Source organism: Klebsiella sp. PK18, from assembly GCF_057784655.1.
This window is the reverse complement of the sequence record NZ_JBYNWC010000002.1, coordinates 83,162-108,656: the sequence shown is the minus strand read 5'-3', so window position 1 is coordinate 108,656 and position 25,495 is coordinate 83,162. Positions and strand designations below refer to the sequence as shown.

At 53.1% G+C, this 25,495-nt stretch carries 22 protein-coding genes and 2 pseudogenes; 23 read left to right on the top strand and 1 reads right to left on the bottom strand.

All coding sequences use genetic code 11. The features are described from left to right. Positions 1-9 precede the first annotated feature (9 nt). The 4 genes from traN to traF are packed head-to-tail and all read left to right on the top strand — an operon-like array spanning position 10 to position 3,334. The gene (gene traN / locus AC3EMD_RS27900) at positions 10-1,965 is read left to right on the top strand and encodes a type-F conjugative transfer system mating-pair stabilization protein TraN (RefSeq protein ID WP_302074204.1); all 1,956 of its coding nucleotides are present in this window, start codon (positions 10-12) and stop codon (positions 1,963-1,965) included. Between the two features lie 31 nt (positions 1,966-1,996). Then, positions 1,997-2,224 (top strand): conjugal transfer protein TrbE, encoded by a 228-nt coding sequence (locus AC3EMD_RS27895; RefSeq protein WP_046622840.1) that lies wholly within the window; start codon positions 1,997-1,999, stop codon positions 2,222-2,224. Between the two features lie 10 nt (positions 2,225-2,234). Further along, positions 2,235-2,561 carry a hypothetical protein gene (locus AC3EMD_RS27890; protein WP_042937346.1) on the top strand — a complete coding sequence of 109 codons (327 nt, stop codon included), beginning with the start codon at positions 2,235-2,237 and terminating at the stop codon, positions 2,559-2,561. Between the two features lie 20 nt (positions 2,562-2,581). Further along, positions 2,582-3,334, top strand: a complete 753-nt coding sequence (gene traF / locus AC3EMD_RS27885) for a type-F conjugative transfer system pilin assembly protein TraF (protein WP_046622841.1) — start codon at positions 2,582-2,584, stop codon at positions 3,332-3,334. Between the two features lie 348 nt (positions 3,335-3,682). Here the strand turns inward: traF and AC3EMD_RS27880 are convergent, their stop codons facing one another. Continuing rightward, entirely contained in the window at positions 3,683-4,009 is a 327-nt protein-coding gene (locus AC3EMD_RS27880) for a hypothetical protein (protein ID WP_052749784.1), read from the bottom strand. Between the two features lie 101 nt (positions 4,010-4,110). Here AC3EMD_RS27880 and traQ point away from each other — a divergent pair, with 101 nt between their 5' ends. The 19 genes and pseudogenes from traQ to AC3EMD_RS27785 all read left to right on the top strand — a co-directional run bounded on the left by traQ (position 4,111) and on the right by AC3EMD_RS27785 (position 25,296). After that, complete coding sequence (gene traQ / locus AC3EMD_RS27875; protein ID WP_046622843.1) at positions 4,111-4,350, top strand: type-F conjugative transfer system pilin chaperone TraQ; 240 nt, start codon at positions 4,111-4,113, stop codon at positions 4,348-4,350. Beyond that, positions 4,322-4,879 carry a type-F conjugative transfer system pilin assembly thiol-disulfide isomerase TrbB gene (gene trbB, locus AC3EMD_RS27870; RefSeq protein WP_116995264.1) on the top strand — a complete coding sequence of 186 codons (558 nt, stop codon included), beginning with the start codon at positions 4,322-4,324 and terminating at the stop codon, positions 4,877-4,879. Before traQ ends, trbB begins: the two co-directional genes overlap by 29 nt. A gap of 45 nt (positions 4,880-4,924) precedes the next feature. Then, positions 4,925-5,368: an F-type conjugal transfer protein TrbF gene (gene trbF / locus AC3EMD_RS27865; RefSeq protein WP_046622845.1), complete on the top strand. Its 444-nt coding sequence runs from the start codon at positions 4,925-4,927 to the stop codon at positions 5,366-5,368. Beyond that, entirely contained in the window at positions 5,346-6,725 is a 1,380-nt protein-coding gene (gene traH, locus AC3EMD_RS27860; protein WP_165451080.1) for a conjugal transfer pilus assembly protein TraH, read from the top strand. The genes trbF and traH overlap by 23 nt, the downstream gene beginning before the upstream one ends. Then, positions 6,725-9,574 carry a conjugal transfer mating-pair stabilization protein TraG gene (traG, locus tag AC3EMD_RS27855; RefSeq protein ID WP_302074203.1) on the top strand — a complete coding sequence of 950 codons (2,850 nt, stop codon included), beginning with the start codon at positions 6,725-6,727 and terminating at the stop codon, positions 9,572-9,574. Before traH ends, traG begins: the two co-directional genes overlap by 1 nt. A 5-nt stretch (positions 9,575-9,579) precedes the next feature. After that, on the top strand, positions 9,580-10,107 hold the full coding sequence (locus AC3EMD_RS27850) for a conjugal transfer protein TraS (RefSeq protein ID WP_047665858.1): 528 nt from the start codon (positions 9,580-9,582) through the stop codon (positions 10,105-10,107). A 189-nt stretch (positions 10,108-10,296) separates the two neighbouring features. Continuing rightward, on the top strand, positions 10,297-11,028 hold the full coding sequence (gene traT / locus AC3EMD_RS27845; RefSeq protein WP_004152629.1) for a conjugal transfer complement resistance protein TraT: 732 nt from the start codon (positions 10,297-10,299) through the stop codon (positions 11,026-11,028). A gap of 192 nt (positions 11,029-11,220) precedes the next feature. After that, positions 11,221-11,316 (top strand): annotated as a pseudogene (locus AC3EMD_RS27840) (hypothetical protein); the annotation flags it as partial. A 73-nt stretch (positions 11,317-11,389) separates the two neighbouring features. Beyond that, entirely contained in the window at positions 11,390-13,696 is a 2,307-nt protein-coding gene (gene traD / locus AC3EMD_RS27835) for a type IV conjugative transfer system coupling protein TraD (RefSeq protein WP_047665855.1), read from the top strand. Further along, complete coding sequence (gene traI, locus AC3EMD_RS27830; RefSeq protein ID WP_302074202.1) at positions 13,696-18,957, top strand: conjugative transfer relaxase/helicase TraI; 5,262 nt, start codon at positions 13,696-13,698, stop codon at positions 18,955-18,957. Before traD ends, traI begins: the two co-directional genes overlap by 1 nt. Positions 18,958-19,036: 79 nt before the next feature. Further along, entirely contained in the window at positions 19,037-19,759 is a 723-nt protein-coding gene (traX, locus tag AC3EMD_RS27825; protein ID WP_023320111.1) for a type-F conjugative transfer system pilin acetylase TraX, read from the top strand. A gap of 99 nt (positions 19,760-19,858) precedes the next feature. Beyond that, positions 19,859-20,443, top strand: coding sequence for a fertility inhibition protein FinO (locus tag AC3EMD_RS27820; protein ID WP_016528909.1), 585 nt, complete (start codon positions 19,859-19,861; stop codon positions 20,441-20,443). Between the two features lie 120 nt (positions 20,444-20,563). Then, the gene (locus AC3EMD_RS27815) at positions 20,564-21,352 is read left to right on the top strand and encodes a DsbA family protein (RefSeq protein WP_047665803.1); all 789 of its coding nucleotides are present in this window, start codon (positions 20,564-20,566) and stop codon (positions 21,350-21,352) included. Between the two features lie 3 nt (positions 21,353-21,355). After that, positions 21,356-21,892 carry a phospholipase D family nuclease gene (locus AC3EMD_RS27810; protein ID WP_047665802.1) on the top strand — a complete coding sequence of 179 codons (537 nt, stop codon included), beginning with the start codon at positions 21,356-21,358 and terminating at the stop codon, positions 21,890-21,892. Between the two features lie 149 nt (positions 21,893-22,041). Then, the gene (locus AC3EMD_RS27805; protein WP_047665801.1) at positions 22,042-22,302 is read left to right on the top strand and encodes a replication regulatory protein RepA; all 261 of its coding nucleotides are present in this window, start codon (positions 22,042-22,044) and stop codon (positions 22,300-22,302) included. Positions 22,303-22,533: 231 nt separating this feature from the next. Then, positions 22,534-22,605 (top strand): RepA leader peptide Tap, encoded by a 72-nt coding sequence (tap, locus tag AC3EMD_RS27800; RefSeq protein WP_071786674.1) that lies wholly within the window; start codon positions 22,534-22,536, stop codon positions 22,603-22,605. Beyond that, positions 22,598-23,455 carry an incFII family plasmid replication initiator RepA gene (gene repA, locus AC3EMD_RS27795; RefSeq protein ID WP_047665800.1) on the top strand — a complete coding sequence of 286 codons (858 nt, stop codon included), beginning with the start codon at positions 22,598-22,600 and terminating at the stop codon, positions 23,453-23,455. The genes tap and repA overlap by 8 nt, the downstream gene beginning before the upstream one ends. Before the next feature lie 574 nt (positions 23,456-24,029). Continuing rightward, positions 24,030-24,301, top strand: a pseudogene (locus AC3EMD_RS27790) (hypothetical protein); the annotation flags it as partial. Between the two features lie 167 nt (positions 24,302-24,468). After that, positions 24,469-25,296 carry a POTRA domain-containing protein gene (locus AC3EMD_RS27785; RefSeq protein WP_367187631.1) on the top strand — a complete coding sequence of 276 codons (828 nt, stop codon included), beginning with the start codon at positions 24,469-24,471 and terminating at the stop codon, positions 25,294-25,296. Positions 25,297-25,495: the final 199 nt, after the last annotated feature.

Sequence of the window (25,495 nt, the reverse complement as noted above, 5' to 3'; positions counted from 1 at the left end):
AGGGTGGAAATGAAGACGGTTATTTCCGTGCTGACCGCGCATTTTTTTGTCCTGAGCGCCTTCATCTGGCTGGCATCCCCCGCCTGCGCTGACAGTGGAAGTGACTATAAAGCCGGTTCGGCTTTTGCGAAACAGGTGCAGGGCAATGGTCTGAACTCACTAAAAAATTTCAGTGGTGAGCAAAACCTGCCGGGGTATACCGACAACCCGGATCAGATAAAATACTACGGCGGCGTCACTGCCAGCGGAGACAGCTCTCTGAAAAGCGATTCAGCCCTGGAGTTCAGCCAGGGGGATACCGGCAAAACGATTACGGAGTCGTTTACGAACCGGCCACCGGATCAGATATCTCAGGATGCGCCGTTTATTCAGGCCGCAAAGGATACAGAATCCCGTGCCGACAGCATTGTCGGTGATACCGGACAGTCCTGTACCGCCCAGGTTGTGAACCGCAGCGAGTTCACAAACCATACCTGCGAACGTGAACTGCAGGTGGAAAATTTTTGCACACGGGAAGCGACCCTGAAGGATAACGCCACCACGCAGAAAGTTAACCGAACCTATCAGCAAGTGGTGACGCTGAATTATGCCCGGAGTACCCGGCAATGGAGTGGCAAACTGACGATCCCGACCAACGGTCGTCTGCTGAATGCCTCGGTGGATGGTGAGCCTCTGGTCATCCCCTGGATTGAAGAATGCGACGCCGAAGGGAAGGTGCGGGATAGCTGCAAGAGTGCAGTCAGTGAAAGTCTGACTCTCTTTGAACGAACGTTACCCATTGATGTGATCAGCTGGCCACGATCAGAATCGATATGTTCAGGCGGCCAGAACACGCATTGTACGAAATATACCTATGACGGGCAGGGGAATATTCATCAGTCGTTTGGTGTGGACAAAGCGGTCACTGCAGGGCAGAACTTTGCCGTAAGCAAAATATCACGAACCGTATCATCGGCCAGCCAGAAACCCGTACAGGTCACGGTCACCCTGGTGATGGAGGAAACCGAAACCGTCTACGCACCTGAAGTCATCTGGGTTGAAAGCTGTCCGTTCAGTAAGGATGAAGGAAAAAAAACGGGCGAGGAATGTATCAGTCCGGGAGGAACGCGAACCATCACCCTCGGAGGCAGGGATTACTCGTTCACGGAAGCCTGCTGGAAATATAAGGATACCTGGCTCACGCAGCCGGCGGACAACGGCTCCTGTGAAAGCCTGATGAAAAATACGGCCTGTACTCTGTCATCCCGCCAGTGCGCCTTCTCCAGCGAGGAAGGCACGTGCCTGCATGAATATGCAACGTATTCCTGCGAAACCAGGACGAGTGGCAAGCAAATGATCTGCGGCGGTGATGTCTTCTGCCTTGATGGTGAATGTGACAAAGCCACGTCCGGGAAGAGCAATGACTTTGGGCAGGCGGTGTCTGAGCTGGCGGCACTGGCAGCCGCGGGGAAGGACGTCGCGGCACTGAACGGGGTGGATGTCCGGGCCTTCACCGGAAAAGCGAAGTTCTGTAAGAAATTTGCTGCCGGCTTCAGTAACTGCTGCAAAGACAGCGGCTGGGGCCAGGATGTGGGGCTGGCACGCTGCAGCAGCGAGGAAAAGGCGCTGGCCAAAGCGAAAAAAGACAAGCTGACGGTCAGTATCGGGGAATTCTGCTCTAAAAAGGTTCTGGGTATTTGCCTGGAGAAAAAAAGGAGCTATTGCCAGTTCGACTCAAAACTGGCGCAGATCGTTCAGCAGCAGGGAAGAAACGGTCAGCTGCATATCGGTTTTGGCGGCGCCAGCAGTCCTGACTGTCGGGGCATTACCGTCGCGGAACTCCAGGGGATTGATTTTAACAAGCTGGATTTCACCAACTTTATGGACGACCTGATGAAAAATCAAAAAATACCGGAAAACGATGTGCTCACCAATAAGACCAGAGAACGAATTAAGGAAATCATGAGTCAGCAATCCGCGCAATAAACCATGCTGCCTAATAAAGAGACCGATAATCATGAAAATGAATTTTCACAAAAAGCCTGTTATTGATTTTGTCCTGAGATTAACGCTGACAATAATCATTATTTCTCCGGTGATTTATTTCTCCTGGGATGCCGTTAAAGGGACATCGGGGAGTGATTATGTTGAAAGTGTGGTCTTTATTCTCTGCATGGGCGGTGTCGGGCTTATGAATTATCTGTTTTTTTCGGCGCTAACCAGACTTTTACAGAAGGGAAAATAAAGGAGCAGGGATGGAAGAGAGAAAATCGTATGGAATGGTGGTGCTGTTTGTCAGCGTGTTTGTTGTTTTTCTGGTGAGCATTATGTCGTACAGCCTGTGGCGGGACAGACAGGTTAACGCATTTATGACCACCAACCGGGCCTGGGGGATCCAGTGCGACACTGTTTCTCAGGCCGCGTGGGTGGTCAGGGACGGGGAGCGGGTGGACCTTCAGATAAATCATCTGCCTCTGTACTGCAGCGGTTACCGCTTTGAAGCCCGTGATGATGCAGGAAAGATACAGCGCCAGCTCGATAAATACAGTGTCTATCAGCATCTGTCACGCCAGTCGCATTAATTCATAAAAGGGTATTTGCCATGCGAACAATACATGCCGCCATGCTGGCGGGGTGCCTTTGCTGCGCCCTGATGCCGGCTTTCGCCAAAGATGCGGGCTGGCAGTGGTACAACGAGAAACTGAAGCCTCGTGATGAGGAAAGGCAAGCCGCACCAGCGGCACCACCGCCGCAAATGGATATTCTGGAGAAACTCGCCACACTCCAGGCGGCCACCAAACGGTCGCTGTACGAAGCCATTCTGTATCCATCGTCTGAAAACTTCGTGAAGTACTTCCGGCTGCAGAACTACTGGACGCAGCAGGCAAGTTTGTTCTCGATGAGTGCGAAGAAAGCTATGCTGGAAAACCCCGAACTCGATTACAACCTGCAGTACAGCCACTACAACGGCACGGTAAAAAACCAGCTCGCCGCTGACTATGCCGAACAGCGACAGGCTATCTCCACCCTCGCACAGCACTACGGCGTGATGTTCTTCTACCGGGGCCGGGAAGCGATCGATGGCCAGCTGGTCCAGGTGATTAAAAATTTTCGCGAAACCTATGGCCTGAGCGTGATACCGGTGTCGGTTGACGGAGTGATTAACCCCATGCTGCCCGACAGCCGGACGGACCAGGGCCAGGCAGAGCAGCTTGGCGTGAAGTTCTTCCCCGCGATGATGCTGGTTAACCCGAAAAGTGGCCAGGTGAAGCCTCTCAGTTACGGCTTTATCAGTCAGGACGACCTGGCGAAACAGTTCCTCTATGTCTCCAGCGACTTTAAACCAAACTTTTGAGGTGCTTATGCATTATGTCACAACGGTATATATTGCTGCGTTCCTGGCTATTCTGTTTGTCACGTTCACTGGATATATATTCGCTCGTAATATTAACGTTTCAGAGTATTTCAGGTGCACATTCGTTGTCATACTCATACAAAGTATTTTCATTGGTTATGTGGCAAAGCAGGGTGTGGCCTGGGACGTAGTATCATTTATGGCTGCCAGTATTCAGTGTTGTACGCCTTTGCAGACCATGTTTATTCATCGGGCCATTTATACCCGGCAGGCCTGTAAGGTGATATTCAGAGTTTGTATTATGGCTGGAATGCCATTACTTGCGTGGTTGTCGATAGCTTTGAGATTTCAGTGAACAGGTTTTTTTGTGAATATCTCATAGACCTTTATTAATAAATTCACATGCACACAAAAAAACCATATTATGAATATGAAGCCTGATGATTTTTTGATGATGCTTTCGGTATAATCAAATATGATAAACATCATCCAGAAAAATATAAAAATCACAACCAGTGCCAGAAATGCTATGAAAATTACATCAGCGATATCTTTGGCCGGGAGACAGAATGAAATTGCATATAGCAATGTAACAATTGCTGCGTTCCCCAGTAATGTTTCACGAATGATATCCCTGATAGTCAACAAGGTGTCTTTAAATTTTTTGTTATCCATTTTCACTCCTGTCATTCCTTTTGACTTTCTGGTGTGTACAGCTTGCTGTATTCAGTTAAACACAAATGAGAACTCAGATCCAAAAAATTGAAAGAGGTCATATGCGAAAAATACAATTTCCCGATTTAGATATTACCGGGATGTGGGTGCTGGCCGTGGGCGTGTTTTTCCACCTGATAGCCAGGCTTGTCAGAAAACAGCCTGAAATGGCCGTGCAGGCCGCTGAAATTCTGGGATTAGGAATGGTGGTGTTTGGGGGATACCGCATTCTTAACGCCCTCATTGCTGAAGCCGAAAAAGAGGAGAAAGCCTGTGAAAAGCAGCCTGAAGAACATCGCTAAGACGCCGCTGGCGGCACTGGCTCTTTCCCTTGCTCTGGCCGGGATGGCACAGGCGGGAACGCTCGATGAGGTGAAGTCGCTCTGGGATCCGCGGGGAATCTCCGGTAGTGAAACGGCTTCCCCGCAGAGCGACACTCCCCAGGCGGTGAGCGGGGCATCTCAGTCACGCTGGTTACGGCTCAGCAACGGAAAGCAGGTGGACCTGCGCGACTGGAAAGTGGTGCTGTTCATGCAGGGACACTGTCCCTACTGTCATAAATTTGACCCGGTGCTGAAGCAGCTGGCCGGACAGTATGGCTTCTCCGTGTTCTCTTACACCATTGACGGACAGGGTGATGACGCGTTTCCGGAGTCTCTGCCGGCGCCTCCTGACGTGATGCAGACCTTTTTCCCCAATATCCCGGTGGCCACCCCGACCACGTTTCTGGTCAACGTGAACACCCTGGCAGCGTACCCGATCCTGCAGGGTGCCACGGATGCACAGGGCTTTATGGCCAGAGTGGATACGGTATTTCAGATGATGCACTGAGTCTCTGTTATATCCGGTCTTATCAAGTGATTAAGGAAAATAGCCATGAACAAATATATAAGTTCGACGGGACTGTATGCGTTTTTATTTCCAGCCAGTTTAAAAGCACCCGGACAGACAGCAGCAGAAAAAATAGAACAACTGAAGCCGGAATTTATCCACCGGGAAAGGCGTCTGGAAATCTATCTGGAATTATTCATTGTGTTTCTCACTGCAGGTGCTCTGCTGTTATGGATAATGAGATTTTTATTTAATCTCTGCGTGGCTGACTGGATAGCCAGCGGTGACCTGCGAGTAAAAGACCTGTGGAATATTATGATGTACGCCATCCCTTATGCGCTAATCGCTGTTGGGGTGGGGTTCTTTGTTGCCGGAGTGACATTAGCGATCCGCAATTTTTTCAGTTATCACCTTAAGTCCCTTTTTATTCTGAGAAACGACAGAGTTAAAAATAATGCTGTGCGTAATGGAGGACAGGATGCGAATTAAACTACTGTCACTTTTCTGCGGTGCCGCGCTTGGCCTGTCATTTAGCGCCGCCGCCGATGTGAATGGCGACATGAATAACTTCTTCAATAAGCTGGGGTTTGCGTCCAATACCAGCCAGCCGCAGGTCTGGCAGGGACAGGCTGCGGGCTACGCCTCCGGCGGTTCGCTGTATGCCAGAACGCAGGTGAAAACGATCCAGCTGGTCAGCATGACCCTGCCGGATATTAACGCCGGCTGCGGCGGCATCGATGCGTACCTGGGGTCGTTCTCCTTTATCAACAGCGAGCAGCTGCAGCGCTTTGCCAAACAAATTATGTCCAACGCCGCGGGCTACTTCTTTGACCTTGCCCTGCAGACCACGGTTCCGGAGATCAAAACCGCGAAGGATTTCCTTCAGAAGATGGCGAGCGACATTAACAGCATGAACCTCAGCTCCTGCCAGGCCGCACAGGGCATTGTGGGCGGTCTGTTTCCACGGACCCAAGTGGCGCAGCAAAAGGTCTGCCAGGACATTGCCGGCGAGAGTAACATTTTTTCGGACTGGGCGGCTTCCCGTCAGGGCTGTTCGGTGGGGGGGCAGATGGACAAAGTGCAGGATAAAGCCAGCGATAAGGACAAGGAGCGTGTGATGAAGAACATCAACATCATGTGGAATGCCCTGTCCAAAAACCGGCTCTTTGACGGCAATAAGGAGCTGAAGGAGTTTGTGATGACCCTGACCGGGACGCTGATTTTCGGGGAGAACAGTGAGATCACGCCGCTGCCGGCACGCACCACTGACCAGGACCTGATTAAAGCCATGATGGAGGGCGGCACGGCTAAAATCTACCACTGCAATGATTCGGATAAGTGTCTTAAGGTCGTTGCTGATGCCACCGTGACCATCACCTCCAATAAGGCGCTGAAAAGCCAGATTTCCGCTTTGTTAAGCAGTATCCAGAATAAAGCAGTGGCTGATGAAAAACTGACGGATCAGGAGAAAGGGTTTATCTCCAGCACCACCATTCCGGTATTCAAATACCTGGTCGATCCGCAGATGCTCGGGGTGTCTAACTCACTTATTTACCAGCTGACGGACTATATCGGCTACGACATTCTGCTGCAGTACATTCAGGAACTTATCCAGCAGGCCCGGGCGATGATTTCAACCGGTAATTATCCCCAGTCGACAATGGATATGATCATGGAAAACCTCAATCAGGCGAGTGTCCAGATTGCCGCTTTTCAGTCCCGTGTTCAGGTTCAGCAGGACGCCTTGCTTGTGGTTGACAGGCAAATGAGTTACATGCGCCAGCAGGTCTCTGCCCGCATGATGACCCGCTACCAGAATAACTATCATTTTGGGGGGAATCTGTAATGCTTGAGGTATATGCCATTGCTGGCGGTGACTGGTTACGGGGCAACCTGAACGCGATTGCGGCGTTTATGGGGACCGGCACATGGTCGACCATAGAAAAGATGTGTATCGCCATCTCGGTACTCATTGTGGCGGGGAACTGGGTAAAAAAACACAACGTGATGGACCTTATTGGCTGGGTCTTTTCCCTTACCCTGGTCTCTATGCTGGTTGTCATTCGCACCCCTGTGCAGATCATCGATTACAGTAACGTTGCGCAGGTCTATGAAGTTGATAATGTACCTATTGGTCTGGCCATTCCGGCGTCGCTGACAACGCGGGTGGGAAACGCTCTTATCCAGAGTTATGAGATGGTCTTCGCGCTGCCGGACAGTGTCACGTACAGTAAAACGGGGATGTTATTTGGCAGTAATCTGGTCGCGAAAAGTACGGATTTTTTATCACAAAATCCTGAAATTACGACGCTGTTCTCCGATTACGTACAAAACTGTGTGATGGGCGATATTTTCCTTAATCATAAGTACTCTTTTGAGGAATTACTGAATTCACCTGATCCGTATACCCTGATTTTTGCAAACCCGAGCCCACTGCGTGGCGTGTTTGATAAAAACAACCAGTTCCAGACATGCGAGGAGGCCTCACGGGATCTGAAATCGGCTCTTGCGCTTGATACTCAGACAGGCGGTAAAACCTGGAATTACTATGTTCGTCAGCTGTTTGGCGGCAAACCTAATCCCGATCTGCTTTTCAGCCAGATGATTGGCGACAGCTACAATTACTTCTACAGCTCGGGACAGAGCGCCGGGCAGATTATCCGCCAGAACGTCACGATGAACGCCCTGCGCAGCGGGATCCAGAGTTATGCAGCCCGCAGCGGCGATACCGCCAGTCTGGTCAATATCGCTAACACATCATCCCTTGAAAAGCAGCGGCTGGCACAGGCCACAATGGGGCACCAGGCGCTTCGCGCACTTCCGCTGACGCAGACCGTTATCATGGGGATAATGATTGGGATGTTCCCGATCATGGTGATGGCCGCCATGTTTAATATGATGACGCTGCAGGTGCTAAAGGGGTATGTGTTTGCGCTTATCTGGCTGCAGACGTGGCCATTACTGTTCGCCATCCTGAACAGCGCAATGGCCTACTATGCGAAGCAAAATGGCGTCCCGGTCGTTCTCTCTGAGTTGTCGCAGGTTCAGCTCAAAAACTCGGATATTGCGACCACCGCGGGCTATATTGCCGTGATGATACCGCCTTTGTCGTGGGGGATCGTGAAGAGCATGGGAGCAGCCTTCTCCAGTGCCTACAGCCATTTTTCTTCTTCCGGGCTTGGTGCAACATCGCAGGCGGCTTCCGGCGTGGTGGATGGCAATTACTCGTTTGCCAACATGCAGATGGAGAACGTCAGCGGCTACAGCTGGGGTACCAACAGCACAACCAGTTTCGGACAGATGTCGCGGCAGCTGGCGAATGGAGGCATGAGCACGCAGACGCGGGATGGCTCGATGGTCTGGGACAGTGGTGGTGCAATGTCAAAACTGCCGGTGGATATCAACGTCGGTCGTCAGATAGCCAGTGCGCAGCAACAGATGGCCCGTGAGTCTGATGTCCAGGCTGAAAGCGCGCTGCATGGCTATAACAGCAGCGTGACAAGTGCCTGGAATAGTCTGCAGCAATTTGGTACCAATAAAGGAAACAGCGCCTCAACAACGACCGGAGCTGATACTACCGAGTCTTCGCAGGACTCGATGGCCAGAAGCAAGATGTGGAATGCGGTTGTTGCTAATGCGAAAGCCAACAGCATCAGTAATGAGGAGTCTTTCCAGCAGTTGATGGATGATTCAGCTAAAAGTACGCAGGGCGTTGATTTATACGGATCTGGTAAGTGGAGTTCAGGGGATCAGCTGTTTGGTAAGCTAGGTAAATGGGGAACTGGATTATCTGCTGAGGCCGGAGTTAAAGGCAGTGCGGGTTGGACCCACAGCTCAGGTAATACAGATAATGTTGGCACTTCCGGTCGTGAATCGAATGACAGCCGACATGATACCAGCAGTCAGGCGGCCAAAGACTTTAAGGAAGCATCCGATTACTTTACCAGCCGCAAAACCACCACATCGGGCAATATTACCGATAATAATGCCAGCTCGCGTGTTGACCAGTTTGCCGCGTCACTCTCCAGTGCCAAAAACAGCTATGACCAGTATACAAGCAGCCGGACACGCAGCCATGAGTACAGTGAGATGGCATCACGCACAGAGAGCATGACTGGCCAGATGAACGAAAACCTGACTCAGCAGTTTGCGAACTTTGTTCAGCATCGTGCTCCACAGGATGCCGAGGCCATTCTGACCAATACCAGTTCTCCTGAAATTGCGGCGCAGCGTGAAGCCCTGGCGCGTGAATTCGTCAAAGAGCAGGTAGAACCCAGGGTTGATGCTGCGTATCAACAGGGTCGTGAAAGCATCGGACAGAATATGGCTGGGGTGTCAGGTGGTGGTGACAATGGATCGGTAATGGCCGACTACCGACAAAATTCTGGTCGTATCGATGCTATGACGCAAGATTCGGGTATTAAGGATAATGTGGATCAGAAAGTTGGTGGGATGATTACAGAGAATAAACAACAGCAGCAGGAAACCCGCGAAAACATACAACGGCAAGGCGAAGAGGTGAAAAATGAGAATGCTGAAATGGAAAAGGACCATAAAACAAAAGCAAATGAGTTTAAAGGTGATTATAATGAAAGAAAGAGTAAGGTGAAATCTTTACCAGGAGCTGACTCGCCTGCTGAGTTAGAGGAAAAAGCGGCGAAAATTCAAAAGGATTATCTTGATGGTAAAAGGTAAAAATGATGATTACGAACAAACTACTTATTGAGGAAGTGGAGGAGCTGAAAAGTCTACTTTCACAAGGGAAGGCTGAAATTCCATCTTTTTGGGAGTGCCTTTGGCCAGGCGTAGTGTTAGTTGTATGGAATATGCTTTGCGCTGTAATTAGTGTGGATGCTGTTTATTTGTCCGGAAAGTATATGTTTCATGTTTTGGTTTTTCCTGTCGGGGTCAGTATCATTATGCTCCTGGGTATTGCCAGTTCACGCTCTCTCTTTTTGTCAGTTCCTAAAAACTTTAGAGAAAAATCGAATATATATCGCTTTTTTTCTAAGAAGCTTATGATTTATGCTGTTGTGTACATGGCAGTGATTATGTTATTAGCTATTTGTAATAGAGTGGTTTATGACTCGCCATTTTCTTTTGCATTTATGGTTATTTTAACGTCTGTTTTTTTTGGTTTTGTCATGAACCTGGATTTTGGACGCTATCAGCTATCATTGCTCACCTCTGCAATAAACTCTTTCCGAGCGGAAAAGTTGGGGGGGTAATCACCCAGATGCAACCTATCAATTATGGTGGTTTATTAACAGGCTAAAAGTTTCTTTTTGTTATTATTGGCTGTCTAGGTTTTAATTGATTTTTACATCTCGCTTAAAATTCGTATATAGTGAATGCGCATTCCGACATTATAAGAGAATGTGTATTCACTCGTATTGATTATGTCACAAGGATTCAGGATGAAGCTTAATAAAGTCATGGCTGTGATGGTCGTCAGCTCTGCGCTGGTGTTATCTGGATGTAGTGCAATGGGAACCGCTATTAAAAAGAGAAATCTGGAAGTAAAAACCCAGATGAGCGAAACAATCTGGCTGGAACCTTCAAATAATAAGACGGTTTATCTGCAAATCAAAAATACCTCTGATAAGGATATGAGTGGCCTGCAGGCAAAAATTGCCAGCGCCGTCACTTCAAAGGGATATCAGGTCGTCAGTAACCCGGATACGGCGGGCTACTGGATCCAGGCGAACGTGCTTAAGGCCGATAAAATGGACCTTCGTGAGTCTCAGGGCTGGTTAAGCCGGGGTTATGAGGGCGCTGTGACTGGCGCCGCTCTAGGGGCAGGGATTACCGCTTACAACTCCAGTTCTGCAGGGGCGACTCTGGGAGTAGGACTTGCAGCCGGTCTGGTTGGTATGGCTGCTGACGCGATGGTGGAAGATGTGAACTATACCATGATCACCGATGTTCAGATCGCGGAAAGAACCAAAACTCAGGTTCAGACTGATAACGTGGCCGTATTGCGTCAGGGAACATCCGGCGCAAAAGTGCAGACAAGTACGGAAACGGGTAATCAGCACAAATACCAAACTCGCGTCGTCTCTAACGCTAATAAAGTTAACCTCAAGTTCCCTGAAGCCCAGCCTGTTCTTGAAGACCAGCTGGCAAAATCGATCGCAAATATTCTGTAAGTTTTCTACTCCACGGCCCGGGCACTCCGGGCCAGACTGGCATCACCTTTCTGGTGTGTCAGAATTAATTCGTCAAATAATCTGTTAATTCCAAATCTGAACGGTGAACAGTTGCGCAATTTATTTGTGCATCTGTGAGGCGTTGCCGCCTTCGGCGGAGTCTTTTCTTTTTTATTTGATCAGAGGTTATTTATGGCAATATCTGAACCTGTCAGGTCTCTTGAAACACATAAGCTGATGCCTGGCGATATTTATCCACATCCTGCTGTGAGGGAGGCTTATTCCCTGTAACCCCGTGAGGTCTGTTTCCGCTGATTAGTTTGTCCTTTCGACCCTAATAATTTACTGACGGATTAGTGCCATGAGTTTCAATGCCAAAGATATGACGCAGGGCGGTCAGATCGCCAATATGCGCTTTCGCATGTTTGGTCAGATTGCCAATATTATTTTCTACGTGCTGTTTATTTTATTCTGGGTGCTGTGCGGACTGATGCTGATGTACCGGCTCAGCTGGCAAACCTTTGTGAACGGCTGCGTATACTGGTGGTGTACGACGCTGGGTCCGATGCGCGATATTATTCGTTCCCAGCCGGTATACACCATTCAGTATTACGGCCAGTCGCTGGAATATACCTCAGAACAAATCCTGGCCGATAAATATACTATCTGGTGCGGAGAGCAGCTGTGGACCAGTTTCGTCTTTGCTGCCGTGGTTTCTCTTGTTATCTGTATCGTGACGTTCTTCATCGCCAGCTGGGTGCTGGGCCGCCAGGGGAAACAGCAGAGTGAGGATGAGAATACCGGCGGGCGCCAGCTTTCCGATAAGCCTAAAGAAGTGGCCCGCCAGATGAAGCGTGATGGTATGGCCTCTGATATTAAAATTGGCGACCTGCCTATTCTTAAAAACTCCGAAATCCAGAACTTCTGCCTCCACGGTACCGTGGGTTCCGGTAAATCAGAAGTAATCCGCCGGCTACTGAATTATGTCCGTGCCCGGGGTGATATGGCCATCATTTACGATCGCTCCTGTGAGTTCGTCAAAAGCTATTACGACCCGTCACTGGATAAAATCCTCAACCCGCTGGATTCGCGCTGCGCTGCCTGGGATTTGTGGAAAGAGTGCCTGACGCTGCCGGACTTCGACAACATCTCCAACACCCTTATCCCGATGGGTACCAAAGAAGACCCGTTCTGGCAGGGCTCCGGTCGCACTATCTTTGCCGAAGGCGCGTATCTGATGCGTGAAGACAAGGATCGCAGCTACGAGAAGCTGGTCGATACCATGCTGTCTATTAAAATCGACAAGCTGCGCGCTTATCTGCAGAACACGCCGGCAGCGAACTTGGTTGAAGAGAAAATTGAGAAAACGGCCATCTCCATTCGTGCCGTGCTGACCAACTACGTCAAGGCTATTCGCTACCTGCAGGGCATTGAGAAGAACGGCGAGCCATTCACTATCCGGGACTGGATGCGCGGTGTCCGTGAAGACCGACCCAATGGCTGGTTGTTTATCTCCTCCAACGCTGACACCCATGCTTCCCTGAAGCCGGTTATCTCGATGTGGCTGTCGATTGCCATCCGCGGCCTGCTGGCGATGGGGGAGAACCGTAACCGGCGCGTGTGGATTTTCGCCGACGAGCTCCCCACGCTGCACAAGCTGCCGGACCTGGTCGAAATCCTCCCTGAGGCGCGTAAATTTGGTGGCTGTTATGTGTTCGGTATTCAGTCCTATGCCCAGCTGGAAGACATCTATGGTGTTAAGCCTGCCGCCACGCTCTTTGACGTAATGAACACCCGGGCCTTCTTCCGCTCCCCGAGTAAAGAGATTGCGGAGTTTGCTGCCGGTGAAATTGGTGAGAAGGAAATCCTCAAAGCCAGCGAGCAGTACTCTTACGGTGCTGACCCTGTGCGTGATGGTGTATCGACCGGAAAAGAAAAAGAGCGGGAAACGCTGGTCAGTTACTCCGATATTCAGACGCTGCCTGACCTGTCCTGCTATGTCACGCTGCCCGGACCGTATCCGGCCGTGAAACTGGCCCTGAAGTACAAACCACGTCCAAAAATTGCCGAGGGATTTATTCAGCGCCGACTCGATACGCGTGTTGACGCCCGACTCAGTGCGCTGCTTGAGGCCCGGGAAGCTGAAGGCAGCCTTGCCAGGGCGCTTTTCACGCCGGATGCGCCGGAACCCGGGCCAGCTGATACAGACAGTCACGCCGGTGAACAACCTGAGCCGGTCAGTCAGCCTGCGCCAGCAGAAGTGACAGTATCTCCGGCACCGGTAAAAGCGCCGCCGACAACAAAGAGTCCGGCAGCGGAACCTTCCGCCAGGGCAGCTGAGCCTCCCGTCCTGCGGGTCACGACCGTACCGTTGATCAAACCAAAAGCAGCCGCAGCGGCCGCTGCTGCCGCAACAGCATCCTCTGTCGGTACCCCTGCTGCAGGCGGGACAGAACAGGAGCTGGCGCAGCAGTCCGCAGAGCAGGGGCAGGAAATGCTGCCGGCCGGTATGAACGAGGACGGTGTCATCGAGGACATGCAGGCGTATGACGCCTGGCTGGCAGATGAGCAGACACAGCGGGATATGCAGCGGCGTGAGGAAGTCAATATCAACCGCAGCCACCGCCACGATGAGCAGGATGATGTCGAGATTGGGGGGAACTTCTGATGATGTCGATTGGCTCCGTTAAATCGGCGGGCAGTGCCGGTAATTACTATACGGATAAGGATAATTACTACGTCATAGGGAGCATGGACGAACGCTGGCAGGGTAAGGGGGCTGAAGCGCTGGGGATCGACGGGAAAGCCGTGGATAAGACGCTGTTTACGGAACTGCTGAAAGGGAAGCTGCCGGATGGCAGCGACCTGACCCGGATACAGGACGGCGCCAACAAGCACCGGCCCGGTTATGACCTGACCTTCTCGGCCCCCAAAAGCGTGTCGGTCATGGCGATGCTGGGCGGCGATAAACGCCTTATCGATGCCCACAACCAGGCGGTAACCGAAGCGGTGCGGCAACTGGAGACGCTGGCCGCGACCCGGGTCATGACGGATGGTAAAAGCGAAACGGTGCTGACCGGAAATCTGATTGTGGCGAAATTCAACCACGACACTAACCGTAACCAGGAACCTCAGATACACACCCATGCCGTCGTCATTAACGCCACGCAGAACGGGGACAAATGGCAGACTCTCGGCACAGATAAGATCGGTAAAACAGGTTTTATTGAGAACGTGTACGCGAACCAGATAGCGTTCGGGAAGCTTTACCGGGAGGCGTTCAAACCCCTGGTAGAGAAGCTTGGCTATGAGACGGAAGTCGTGGGCAAACACGGGATGTGGGAGATGAAAGGGGTCCCTGTGGAGCCCTTCTCCACCCGTACTCAGGAGGTCAGGGAGGCCGCAGGACCCGATGCCTCCCTGAAGTCCCGGGATGTGGCCGCGCTCGATACCCGCAAGTCGAAAGAAGCCATCGATCCGGCAGAGAAGATGGTGGAGTGGATGAACACGCTGAAGGAGACCGGGTTTGACATCCGGGGGTACCGTGAGGCCGCCGATGCGCGAGCCGCAGAGCTGGCCCGTGCACCTGCCGCGCCGGTGAACACTGACGGTCCGGATATCACGGATGTGGTGACGAAAGCGATTGCCGGTCTCAGCGACCGCAAGGTGCAGTTCACGTATGCCGACCTGCTGGCACGCACGGTCGGCCAGCTGGAGGCGAAGGACGGTGTGTTTGAGCTGGCGAGAAAGGGCATCGATGCCGCCATTGAACGGGAGCAGCTTATCCCTCTCGATCGCGAGAAAGGCCTGTTCACCTCAAACATCCACGTACTCGATGAACTCGCCGTCAAAGCCCTGAGTCAGGAGGTGCAGCGCCAGAATCATGTCTCAGTCACGCCCGATGCGTCTGTGGTGCGCCAGGTCCCTTTCAGCGATGCCGTCAGCGTGCTGGCGCAGGATCGCCCGGTAATGGGTATCGTTTCCGGCCAGGGCGGTGCAACCGGCCAGCGGGAGCGGGTGGCCGAGTTAACCCTGATGGCCCGGGAGCAGGGGCGTGACGTCCATATCCTGGCGGCCGATAACCGCTCACGTGATTTTCTCGCCGGTGATGTGCGTCTGGCCGGGGAAACGGTGACCGGTAAATCCGCCCTGCAGGACGGGACGGCGTTTATTCCGGGCGGAACACTCATCGTGGATCAGGCGGAGAAGCTGAGCCTGAAGGAAACGATTTCCCTGCTCGATGGCGCGATGCGCCATAACGTGCAGGTCCTGCTATCCGACAGCGGGAAGCGCAGCGGGACCGGCAGCGCGCTGACGGTGCTGAAGGACAGCGGCGTGAATACGTATCGCTGGCAGGGTGGCCATCAGACCACAGCCGACATCATCAGTGAACCGGATAAAGGAGCACGCTACAGCCGGCTGGCACAGGAGTTTGCCGTCAGCGTGCGTGAAGGGCAGGAAAGCGTGGCCCAAATCAGCGGGACGCGTGAACAGAGCGTACTCAACGGCCTTATCCGTGACTCCCTCAGACATGAGGGGGTGCTGGGTGAGAAAGACACGACCATTACATCCCTGACGCCGGTGTGGCTGGACAGCAAAAGCCGGGGCGTGCGGGATTATTACCGGGAGGGGATGGTGATGGAACGCTGGGATCCGGAGAACCGGACGCATGATCGCTTTGTCATTGACCGGGTGACCGCGAGCAGCAATATGCTGACCCTGAAAGACCGGGAAGGGGTCCGTCTGGATCTGAAGGTTTCCGCGGTCGACAGCCAGTGGACGCTGTTCCGGGCAGATACACTGCCGGTGGCAGAGGGGGAACGTCTGGCGGTGCTCGGGAAGATACCGGACACACGCCTGAAGGGCGGGGAAAGCATCACGGTGATGAAAGTGGAGGACGGGCAGCTGACGGTACAGCGGCCGGGGCAGAAAACCACGCAGACCCTGGCCGTGGGCGCGGGCGTGTTTGACGGTATTAAAATCGGCCACGGCTGGGTGGAAAGTCCCGGCAGGTCGGTTAGCGAGACGGCAACGGTCTTTGCGTCGGTGACGCAGCGTGAGCTGGATAACGCCACCCTCAACCAGCTGGCGCAGAGCGGAAGTCATCTCCGGCTGTACTCGGCGCAGGATGCTGCGCGCACGACTGAGAAGCTGTCGCGGCATACCGCCTTCAGCGTGGTCTCAGAGCAGCTGAAGACCCGATCCGGAGAGACGGACCTGGATGCGGCCATTGCGCAGCAGAAGGCCGGACTGCATACCCCGGCAGAACAGGCCATTCACCTGTCCATCCCGCTGCTAGAGAGCCAGGACCTGACCTTCACCCGCCCCCAGCTGCTGGCGACGGCACTGGAAACCGGGGGTGATAAGGTCCCGATGTGGTCTATTGAGATGACCATTAAGAAACAAATCAAGTCCGGACAGTTGCTGAATGTCGGTGTCTCCCCGGGCCACGGTAACGACCTGCTGATATCCCGTCAGACCTGGGATGCCGAGAAAAGCATCCTGACCCGGGTGCTGGAAGGCAAAGACGCGGTGGCCCCCCTGATGGACCGCGTGCCGGCCAGTCTGATGACGGACCTGACCGCCGGACAGCGGGCGGCGACCCGGATGATTCTGGAAACCCCGGACCGGTTCACGGTGGTTCAGGGGTATGCCGGGGTGGGGAAAACCACCCAGTTCCGGGCAGTCATGAGTGCCATCAGTCTGCTGCCGGAAGAGACCCGCCCGCATGTCATCGGTCTGGGGCCGACGCATCGTGCGGTCGGGGAAATGCAGAGTGCCGGCGTGGACGCGCGCACGACGGCGTCGTTCCTCCACGACACGCAGCTGCTGCAGCGCAATGGCCAGACACCCGATTTCAGCAACACGCTGTTTCTGCTCGATGAGAGTTCGATGGTGGGGTTGTCAGACACGGCGAAAGCCCTGAGCCTGATTGCGGCCGGGGGAGGTCGCGCAGTGCTCAGCGGAGATACCGACCAGCTGCAGTCCATTTCGCCGGGCCAGCCGTTCAGGCTGATGCAGCAGCGCAGCGCCGCCGACGTTGCCATCATGAAAGAGATTGTGCGCCAGGTGCCTGAGCTGAGACCAGCGGTCTACAGCCTGATTGACCGGGATATAGATCGTGCTCTGGCCACCATCGAGCAGGTCACGCCGGAGCGAGTACCGAGGAAAGAAGGCGCCTGGGTGCCGGGCAGTTCAGTGGTGGAATTCACGCCGACGCAGGAAGAGGAGATACGTAAGGCGCTGAGCAAGGGGGAAAGCCTGCCGGCAGGCCAGCCCGCGACGCTCTACGAGGCACTGGTGAAGGACTATACCGGACGGACCCCGGAGGCACAGTCGCAGACGCTGATTATCACCCATCTGAATAATGACCGGCGGGCACTGAACGGTCTGATTCATGAAGCGAGGCGGGAGAACGGGGAAACTGGCAGGGAGGAAGTCACCCTGCCGGTGCTGGTCACGAGCAACATCCGTGACGGTGAACTGCGCAAACTGTCGACCTGGACAGCTCACAAGGGGGCGGTGGCGCTGGTTGATAACGTATACCACCGTATCGACAATGTGGATAAGGATAATCAGCTGATCACCCTGACTGACAGTGAAGGAAAGGAGCGATATATCTCTCCCCGTGAAGCCTCTGCTGAAGGTGTGACGCTTTATCGCCAGGAAGAGATCACCGTGTCTCAGGGGGACAGAATGCGTTTCAGCAAGAGTGACCCGGAACGCGGCTATGTGGCCAACAGCGTCTGGGAGGTGCAGTCTGTTTCGGGTGACAGTGTCACGCTTTCTGATGGCAAAACCACCCGCACGCTGACTCCGAAGGCGGATGAAGCACAGCAGCATATCGACCTCGCCTACGCTATCACGGCTCACGGCGCCCAGGGGGCCAGCGAACCGTATGCCATCGCGCTGGAGGGTATGGTGGGGGCGCGAAAACTAATGGCCAGCTTCGAGTCTGCTTACGTGGGATTGTCCCGCATGAAACAGCATGTGCAGGTCTATACCGACAGGCGTGAGGGCTGGATAAAGGCCATCCAGCATTCACCTGAGAAGGCGACGGCGCACGATATTCTTGAACCCCTTAACGACCGGGCGGTGAAAACCGCAGATCTGTTGTTCGGGCGGGCAAGGCCACTGGATGAAACCGCCGCTGGCCGGGCAGCCCTGCAGCAGTCCGGTCTGGCACAGGGAAGTTCACCGGGAAAATTCATTTCTCCGGGGAAAAAGTACCCTCAGCCGCATGTGGCGCTGCCGGCATTCGATAAGAACGGGAAAGCCGCCGGTATCTGGCTCAGCCCGCTGACCGATCGGGACGGACGGCTGGAGGCTATCGGCGGAGAGGGAAGGATTATGGGCAATGAAGACGCCCGGTTCGTGGCGCTGCAGAACAGCCGCAATGGTGAAAGCCTGCTGGCCGGGAATATAGGAGAGGGGGTCAGAATGGCCCGCGACAATCCCGATACCGGGGTGGTGGTGCGGCTGGCCGGTGATGACCGTCCCTGGAACCCCGGGGCCATTACCGGCGGGCGGGTATGGGCTGAACAGGCGCCGGTGGCTCCGGTACCGCAGGCCGGGGCTGACATTATCCTCCCGCCAGAGGTTCTGGCGCAGCGGGCGGCAGAAGAACAGCAGCGCCGCGAAATGGAAAAACAGGAGGAACAGACTGCCCGGGAAGTGGCCGGGGAGGCGCGTAAAGCCGGCGAGCCGGTGGAGCGGGTGAAAGAGGTTATCGGGGACGTCATCCGCGGACTGGAGCGTGACCGGCCGGGCACGGAGAAAACGACGCTACCGGATGATCCTCAGTTCCGGCGCCAGGAGGCGGCGATTCAGCAGGTGGCCTCAGAAACTCTGCAGCGTGATCGTCTGCAGGCTGTGGAGCGGGACATGGTTCGTGACCTGAACCGCGAGAAAACCCTCGGGGGCGACTGACGCGCCTGTGGCTTGTCTGCTCCGGCAGCCTCCCCGATTAAAATCGGGCAGTCTGCCAGAGCGCTAAAAGGAAAAAAACATGAGAGCACAACACACATTTCTTGGCGCGACAGACAGCTGGCTTCAGCGCCTGCTGACCTGGACACCGGGACAAACGGATATGATTAAAACGGTCGCACTGGTACTGATGGTGATAGACCACACTGGCTTACTGCTGGCCGGAAACAATGAAGTGATGCGCCTGCTGGGACGCGGTTGTTTTCCACTGTTCGGACTGGTGTGGGGAATGAACCTGGCCAGGCACCAGGAAATCCGCCAGTCGCAGCTGAATCATCTCTGGTGCTGGGCGATGATCGCTCAGGGGGCGTTTATCCTGGTGGGCTATCCCTGGTACATGGGCAATATCCTTTTTTCATTCGCTGTCACGGGGCAGGCGATGCGCTGGTTCAGCTTACGGACCCGTAACGATATGCTTCTGGCTATCGCTATTGTGATCGCCTGGGTGCCGTTGTCCGCGGACAGCTATGGCCTGGCTGGCGTCTTTATGCTGATCAACAGTTACCGGCTGTGCCGCGCCACGGAAGCGGTGGAAAGAACGGGCTATGCTTTACTGTGGGCGGTAATGGTCCTGCTGTTGAATCTTCATGATGCCGGGCAGTCTGTTGCTGGTCTGGCGATCGCCCTTCTTGTCGTGAGTGTGTGCTCTGATATCGGGAAACAGGTTAAACGGTTCTGGCCACCCCATTTTTTTGTATTGTTCTATGCTGTTCATCTGGCAGTGCTGGGGATTGTGGCTGCATAACGAGCCAGAGATTAGCCGGTTGCCTGCAGGGAGGATGATCCGGCCGGCAACCTGGCGTATCTTACTGGCCTTGTGTTAACTGCAGGAATACCTCAACCTATGACGGAAGAAAAACGACCCACGCTCAGTCTGAAAAAAAAGCCAGCAGAACAGTCGACTGGTACTGAGCCTGAAAGCCCACGCATTGTCAGGCGCAAGCAAGTGGTTAATGTCACCACGCCGCCGGCATGGAAAGTCAAAAAAGAGAAGCTGGCCAGGAAAGCGGAGCAGATCGCTTCGGCTAAACCTGTTCCGCCTGAACCCGCTAACCCAGAAAAAACCAACAGGAAAATTCGTTACCTTCGCTTGCCGGCGTTGCAGGTGGCCATTGATACCCTGCAACCCTGGTGGCCCGCACTTTTTGATGGTGATAAGCCACGTCTGCTTGCGACGGGGATCCGCGAAACCATATTTAACGATATAGCTTCCCGCGGGATACCGCTGTCCCATAAGCAGGTCATTAAATGTCTGAAACGGATTACTCGCTCTGAACAATACCTGTCATCGATGATCGCCGGTGCTGAACGCGTTGACTTAAATGGTACTCCGGTGAGTGTCGTGACTCCGGATGAAGAGCAGTATGCGAAGCTGAGAATGGAAAAGCAGCGCCGGCAGCAGGCAAGAATTCAGAGCGATATGGTTTAATTTTATTTAAAGCCTCTTACTTTATCTGTTTATCCCCTTCAACACTGCCAGTGTTATTTAATAATGCTGGCAGGGTGATAATATTTGTATTTCTTCCTTTATTATTTAACAAGGATATCTATGAATATCAAAACTGCTTTAATTGCGGTGGCTGTCTCCTCTTATATGTTAACCTCTACCCTGGGCCAGGCCAGTGAACATTCTTCTGTATTCACCCCGGAGCAGGAAAAAAGAATTGGTGAAATTGCAGCAGATTATATGCGTGCGCATCCTGATATTCTTATTCAGATGAGCGAAAAGCTGCAGGCAGAACAGCAGGAAAGGGAAAGTCGCGAGTTGAAATCAGCTGCGCTGGCACAACAAGCCAGAATTCTGTCTGATAAAAACATCCCATCATGGGGACCCGCTGAAGGGACGGTCATGGTCGTCGAGTTCTTCGACTATCAGTGCATCTGGTGCAGCAGACTGGCACCAGAACTGGAAAAAGTCATGAAGGCTAACACGAACGTGCGGTATTACTTCATGGAGTGGCCAGTGTTTGGCAGCCGCTGGCCGGAATCACTGCTCGCTGCGAAGACTGGTCTGCAGGTCTGGAAAGAGAAGGGGGCAGAAGCATATTTAACGTATCATAATAATATCTATGGTACCGGGCTGAATGAAGGCAGACTCACGCAGGAGATTATTGAAAAACAATCCGGGAAAATAAATTTTAATCAACACACCATTGAAGCAATCAATAATACGTTGAAGAATATAAATCAGATCGCCACAACAACAGGCTTAACCGGCACGCCGGGTGTAATTATTATGCCGCTCAATGGAGCGACAGAGGATAACACCACCGTCTTTTCCGGGATGACAGAAGCAGAGAATATTCAGCAGGCAATCAATAAAGCACAGGGGAAATAAATAATGAAATACTCAGTATTGTCTGGTTTTCTGGCAGTGACTTTGTTCGCTTCCGGTGGGGTGATGGCTCAGCCAACTGTACAGGCGGGGTTTTCTCCTGAAGGGTCGGCGCTGCAGCTGGTACTGAATACGATCGTTACTGCGCAGCAAAGTATTCGCTTGATGGGCTACAGCTTCACTTCACCGGAAGTAACGCGAGCACTGATCCAGGCGAAACAGCGGGGTATCGATGTCAGAGTGGTACTTGACTGGAAAGCCAACAGCGCGAAAGGGAGTGCAGGTGTGGCGGCGATGAATCTGCTGGCCAATGCCGGTATTCCTGTACGAACCGTCAGCCAGTTTAAAATCATGCACGACAAGGTGATCATCACTGACGGCCGAAACGTGGAAACGGGGTCGTTCAACTATTCCCGCGCTGCGGCGAACAGCAACTCCGAAAATGCCCTGGTCATCCGGGATTACCCTGCGCTGGCTGAGACCTACCTGAAGCACTGGCAGTCCCGGTGGGAGATGGGGAGGGACTGGTCGGGATCATATTAAGTTTTTCTTCTAAATCAACATTTCAATCTACTGAAAGATACCGCTGCGCCAACAACGTTATCTTTCATTTTGTAATTTAGTCTTCGCCGACCTACGGTTCCTGTAGTATCTTTGTTCAAGTATTCAGTCAGATGCTTGAGGAGGCAGAGATGTCACAGGTCGTAAACGTAATTACTTCCTCACAAAAACCTAAACGTCCATATCGGAAAGGAAACCCGGTATCAGCGAACGAACGCCAGAAGGCTTCCCTGGCGAGGCGTAGTAATACCCATAAATCTATACATGCGCTCATTCAGATTCCGTTAAAAGAGAAACTGGCTCAGTTTGCTGAGGAGGAAGGAATTACGCAGGCTCAAATGATTGAAAAACTGATTAAACTTGAAGCAGAGCGCCGTGGAATCGATGTGTAAAAATTCACATTCTTGATCCGGTTGGCTATGAGTGCTAGATTACTGATCGTTTAGACATTGCTGGTTGGCCACGCCTTAAAGTGGCAGGGAAGTGGTTCTGCTGAGGTATAACCCCGGAATCAGAAAGCAAAAACCCCGATAATCCTCACTAAGTTTGGCGACTGGAGAAGATTACCGGGGCTCACTTAAAACTGCATAGAGATTGTTGCTCTATGCAGGGAGTATAGATTTATGCTCAGAAAAGTTCAAGACCTTCTGTGCTCACTCCTTCCGCGCAACATAAGCGCAGGAAGCGGTGACTGATCTCCTTCAAAACCACTATTCACAGGTTAAAAACCCGAATCCGGCATTCACGCCGCGTGAAGGGAAAAAGACTCTGCCGTTCTGCCGTAAGCTGATGGCGAAAGCCGAAGGCTTCACGTCTCGTTTTGATTTTTCCATCCATGTGGCGTTTTTGCGTTCGCTGGGTAAGCGTCACCGGATGCCACCATTGTTGCGCCGGCGTGCAATTGACGCGCTACTGCAGGCAATGTGTTTTCACTATGATCCGCTGGCCAATCGCGTGCAGCGCTCGATTACCAATATGGCCATCGAGTGTGGACTGGCCACCGAGTCCAGGATCGGCAACCTGTCAGTCAGTCGTGCTACCCGGGCGCTGAAGTTTCTGGCCGAGCTGGGGCTGATCACCTATCAGACGGAATATGACCCGCAGATTGGTTGTAACATCCCGACCGATATCACGTTCACCCCGGCCCTGTTTTCCGCGCTCGACGTTTCTGAAGTTGCTGTGGTGGCCGCGCGCCGCAGCCGTGTGGAATGGGAAAACCTGCAGCGCAAAAAGCAGAAACTGAAACCGCTGGAGATGGACGAACTGATCGCTAAAGCGTGGCGGTTCGTGCGTGAACGTTTTCGCAGCTACCAGTCTGAACGCAAAAGTCACGGCCGGAAGCGGGCAACCGCCAGGCGGGATGCTTCACGGCAGCGTAAGGATATCGAGACGCGCGTGCGTCAGCAACTGACCCGGGAGTATGCCACCGGCCGCTTCAGGGGCGATCATGAAGCGCTCAAGCGTGAGGTTGAGCGTCGTGTGCAGGAGCGCATGCTGCTGTCGCGCGGGAACAACTACACGCGACTGGCCACTGTCCCCATATAACATTACCTTCCTTAAAAAATCCGGCCGGCGCCGGAGGCTTTCGCACGCCTGTTGGCCGGCTACTACGTATTATCTTATCTTCAGGCCTGCTTTCCTCACCATAATTCCGGTCTTCCTGGCGTCAACGTGGCCTTAAATGTTATCGCCGGCGTCACTTCTGACGGCCGATTTCTGTTATCCACATATAAGTGCAAGGGAGTATTTCATTAGGTTACAACCGTGATACGCACAAAGCACATGCCGTCGGTCTTTCAGGGCGCGTGGTTCCTTTTAAACATCAGCTCTGTATCTCTTTTAAAGATCCTTTAATAAATCCTGTAAACCCATAACCTGTTCATCGCCTGCCCTGTTGACAGGCTCAGGATAATGTCCGCCCTTGCAGCGACCTGACGGTCGCGCCGGTTCGGCAACATCAGAGAGAGCTCCCATCGCTTCGCGACGGGCCCCCGCCGGAAAATTAAATTAGTTACAGCATTCAAAAGGAAATCCATCATTAAACCGGCGCCGGTTTGCTGGCCAGGAGCCCCTCCCCACCACTGAAAAGCGCCGCCGCCCCCGGCCGAAGGCCGGGAGTAGTGTCGCTTTTAATGATGGGTGTTGTAACTATTCTTCTTCATCGCTGTGGGTGGAGCTGCGGTCAGTTGTCTGGTACACGCTCGTAAGCGGCCCTGCGGCCCGCTAACGCGGAGATACGCCCCGACTGCGGCTATCGCCTTGCCGGGACCACTCCGACCGCGTACAGCAGCTCCTGATGCGTTATCAGTGGGTATGGCTTATCAGGGCGGGGATAGGGATTGGCAGAACCTGTCAAATCGTAGCCGGCTACGCCGGGCTTCGGCGGACTGACTTCTGAGGCCTATTTTCATCCGGTGCACCGCCTTTTATGCCGCCTGGCGGCATCCCTGCGCTACGAGAAATGACAATAGTTCTCATTAAATTGTGATATTTTAATGGATATTTAATTACAAACAATTACATTAGATTTCACAACATTTCAGAAAACGGAGTTTTTGATGTCGTGTTTATCCTCTGCCAGGTTTGGGCTTCTGCTGGCTGGTATGATATCCGCAGGCCTGTCGGCAGCCACACTGAGCCCTGCTGACCAGAATGCTATTGAGCAGCAAAAGAAGGCTTTACTGGAGCAGACGCAACAGCAGCGCGACATGCTCCGCTATTCCACTCCCGCCCCCTCACTGCCGGAAACTCCCCCTCCTGAAGCGGCCGGGCCGTGCTTTGAACTCCGGTATATCCAACTGGAGAACGTCACGGCTCTCCCGCTATCTGCACAACGTAAACTGATAAGGCTACCGGCGGAAGGATGTATGACCCTCCAGGATATCCGGCAGCGGGTCCGGGATGTCACCCAGGATTACCTTTCCCGGGGATTTATCACCTCACGCGCCTGGTTGCCGGAACAGGATATTTCCGGAGGCACCCTGGTCATTGCCGTCACGGAAGGGAAGGTGGAAACCCTCACGCTGGATGGTCATCAGGAAAATGCCCTCAGAATGGTCTTTCCCCGGGCGGAAGGACAAATACTGAATCTCCGCGACACTGAACAGGGGCTGGAACAGCTCAACCGTCTGAACTCCCGGTCACTGACCGTTGATATTCTGCCGGGGAGCCGGGAGGGATTTTCCCGGGTAGAGCTGGTACCGGTCAGTCAGCGTTTTCCCGTCAGTCTGGATGTGGGCGCAGATAACAGTGGTCAGAAAAGCACCGGCAGCGGGCAGATGAATGCCCGTCTGACGGCAGACAATCTACTGGGTCTGGCACATACGTCACCCGAAATATCGATCGATGGATACCAGATGAACGTACTCGTACCTTTGTTAAAATGAGTACGCCTGAGGCAGTTATTGACTCGGGTAAAAACAGCTTCATTAATGCTGATTTGTTACTGAACGATGCCAGTATCCTTAAAGCCAAGGGCGACATCATCCTGACAGGGAAAACGTTTGTTTCCAGTAGCTATCCTGTAGGGATCAAAGAACGATTCAATAAATTCATTCCGGATACTGAAGCCTATAAGCAATATGA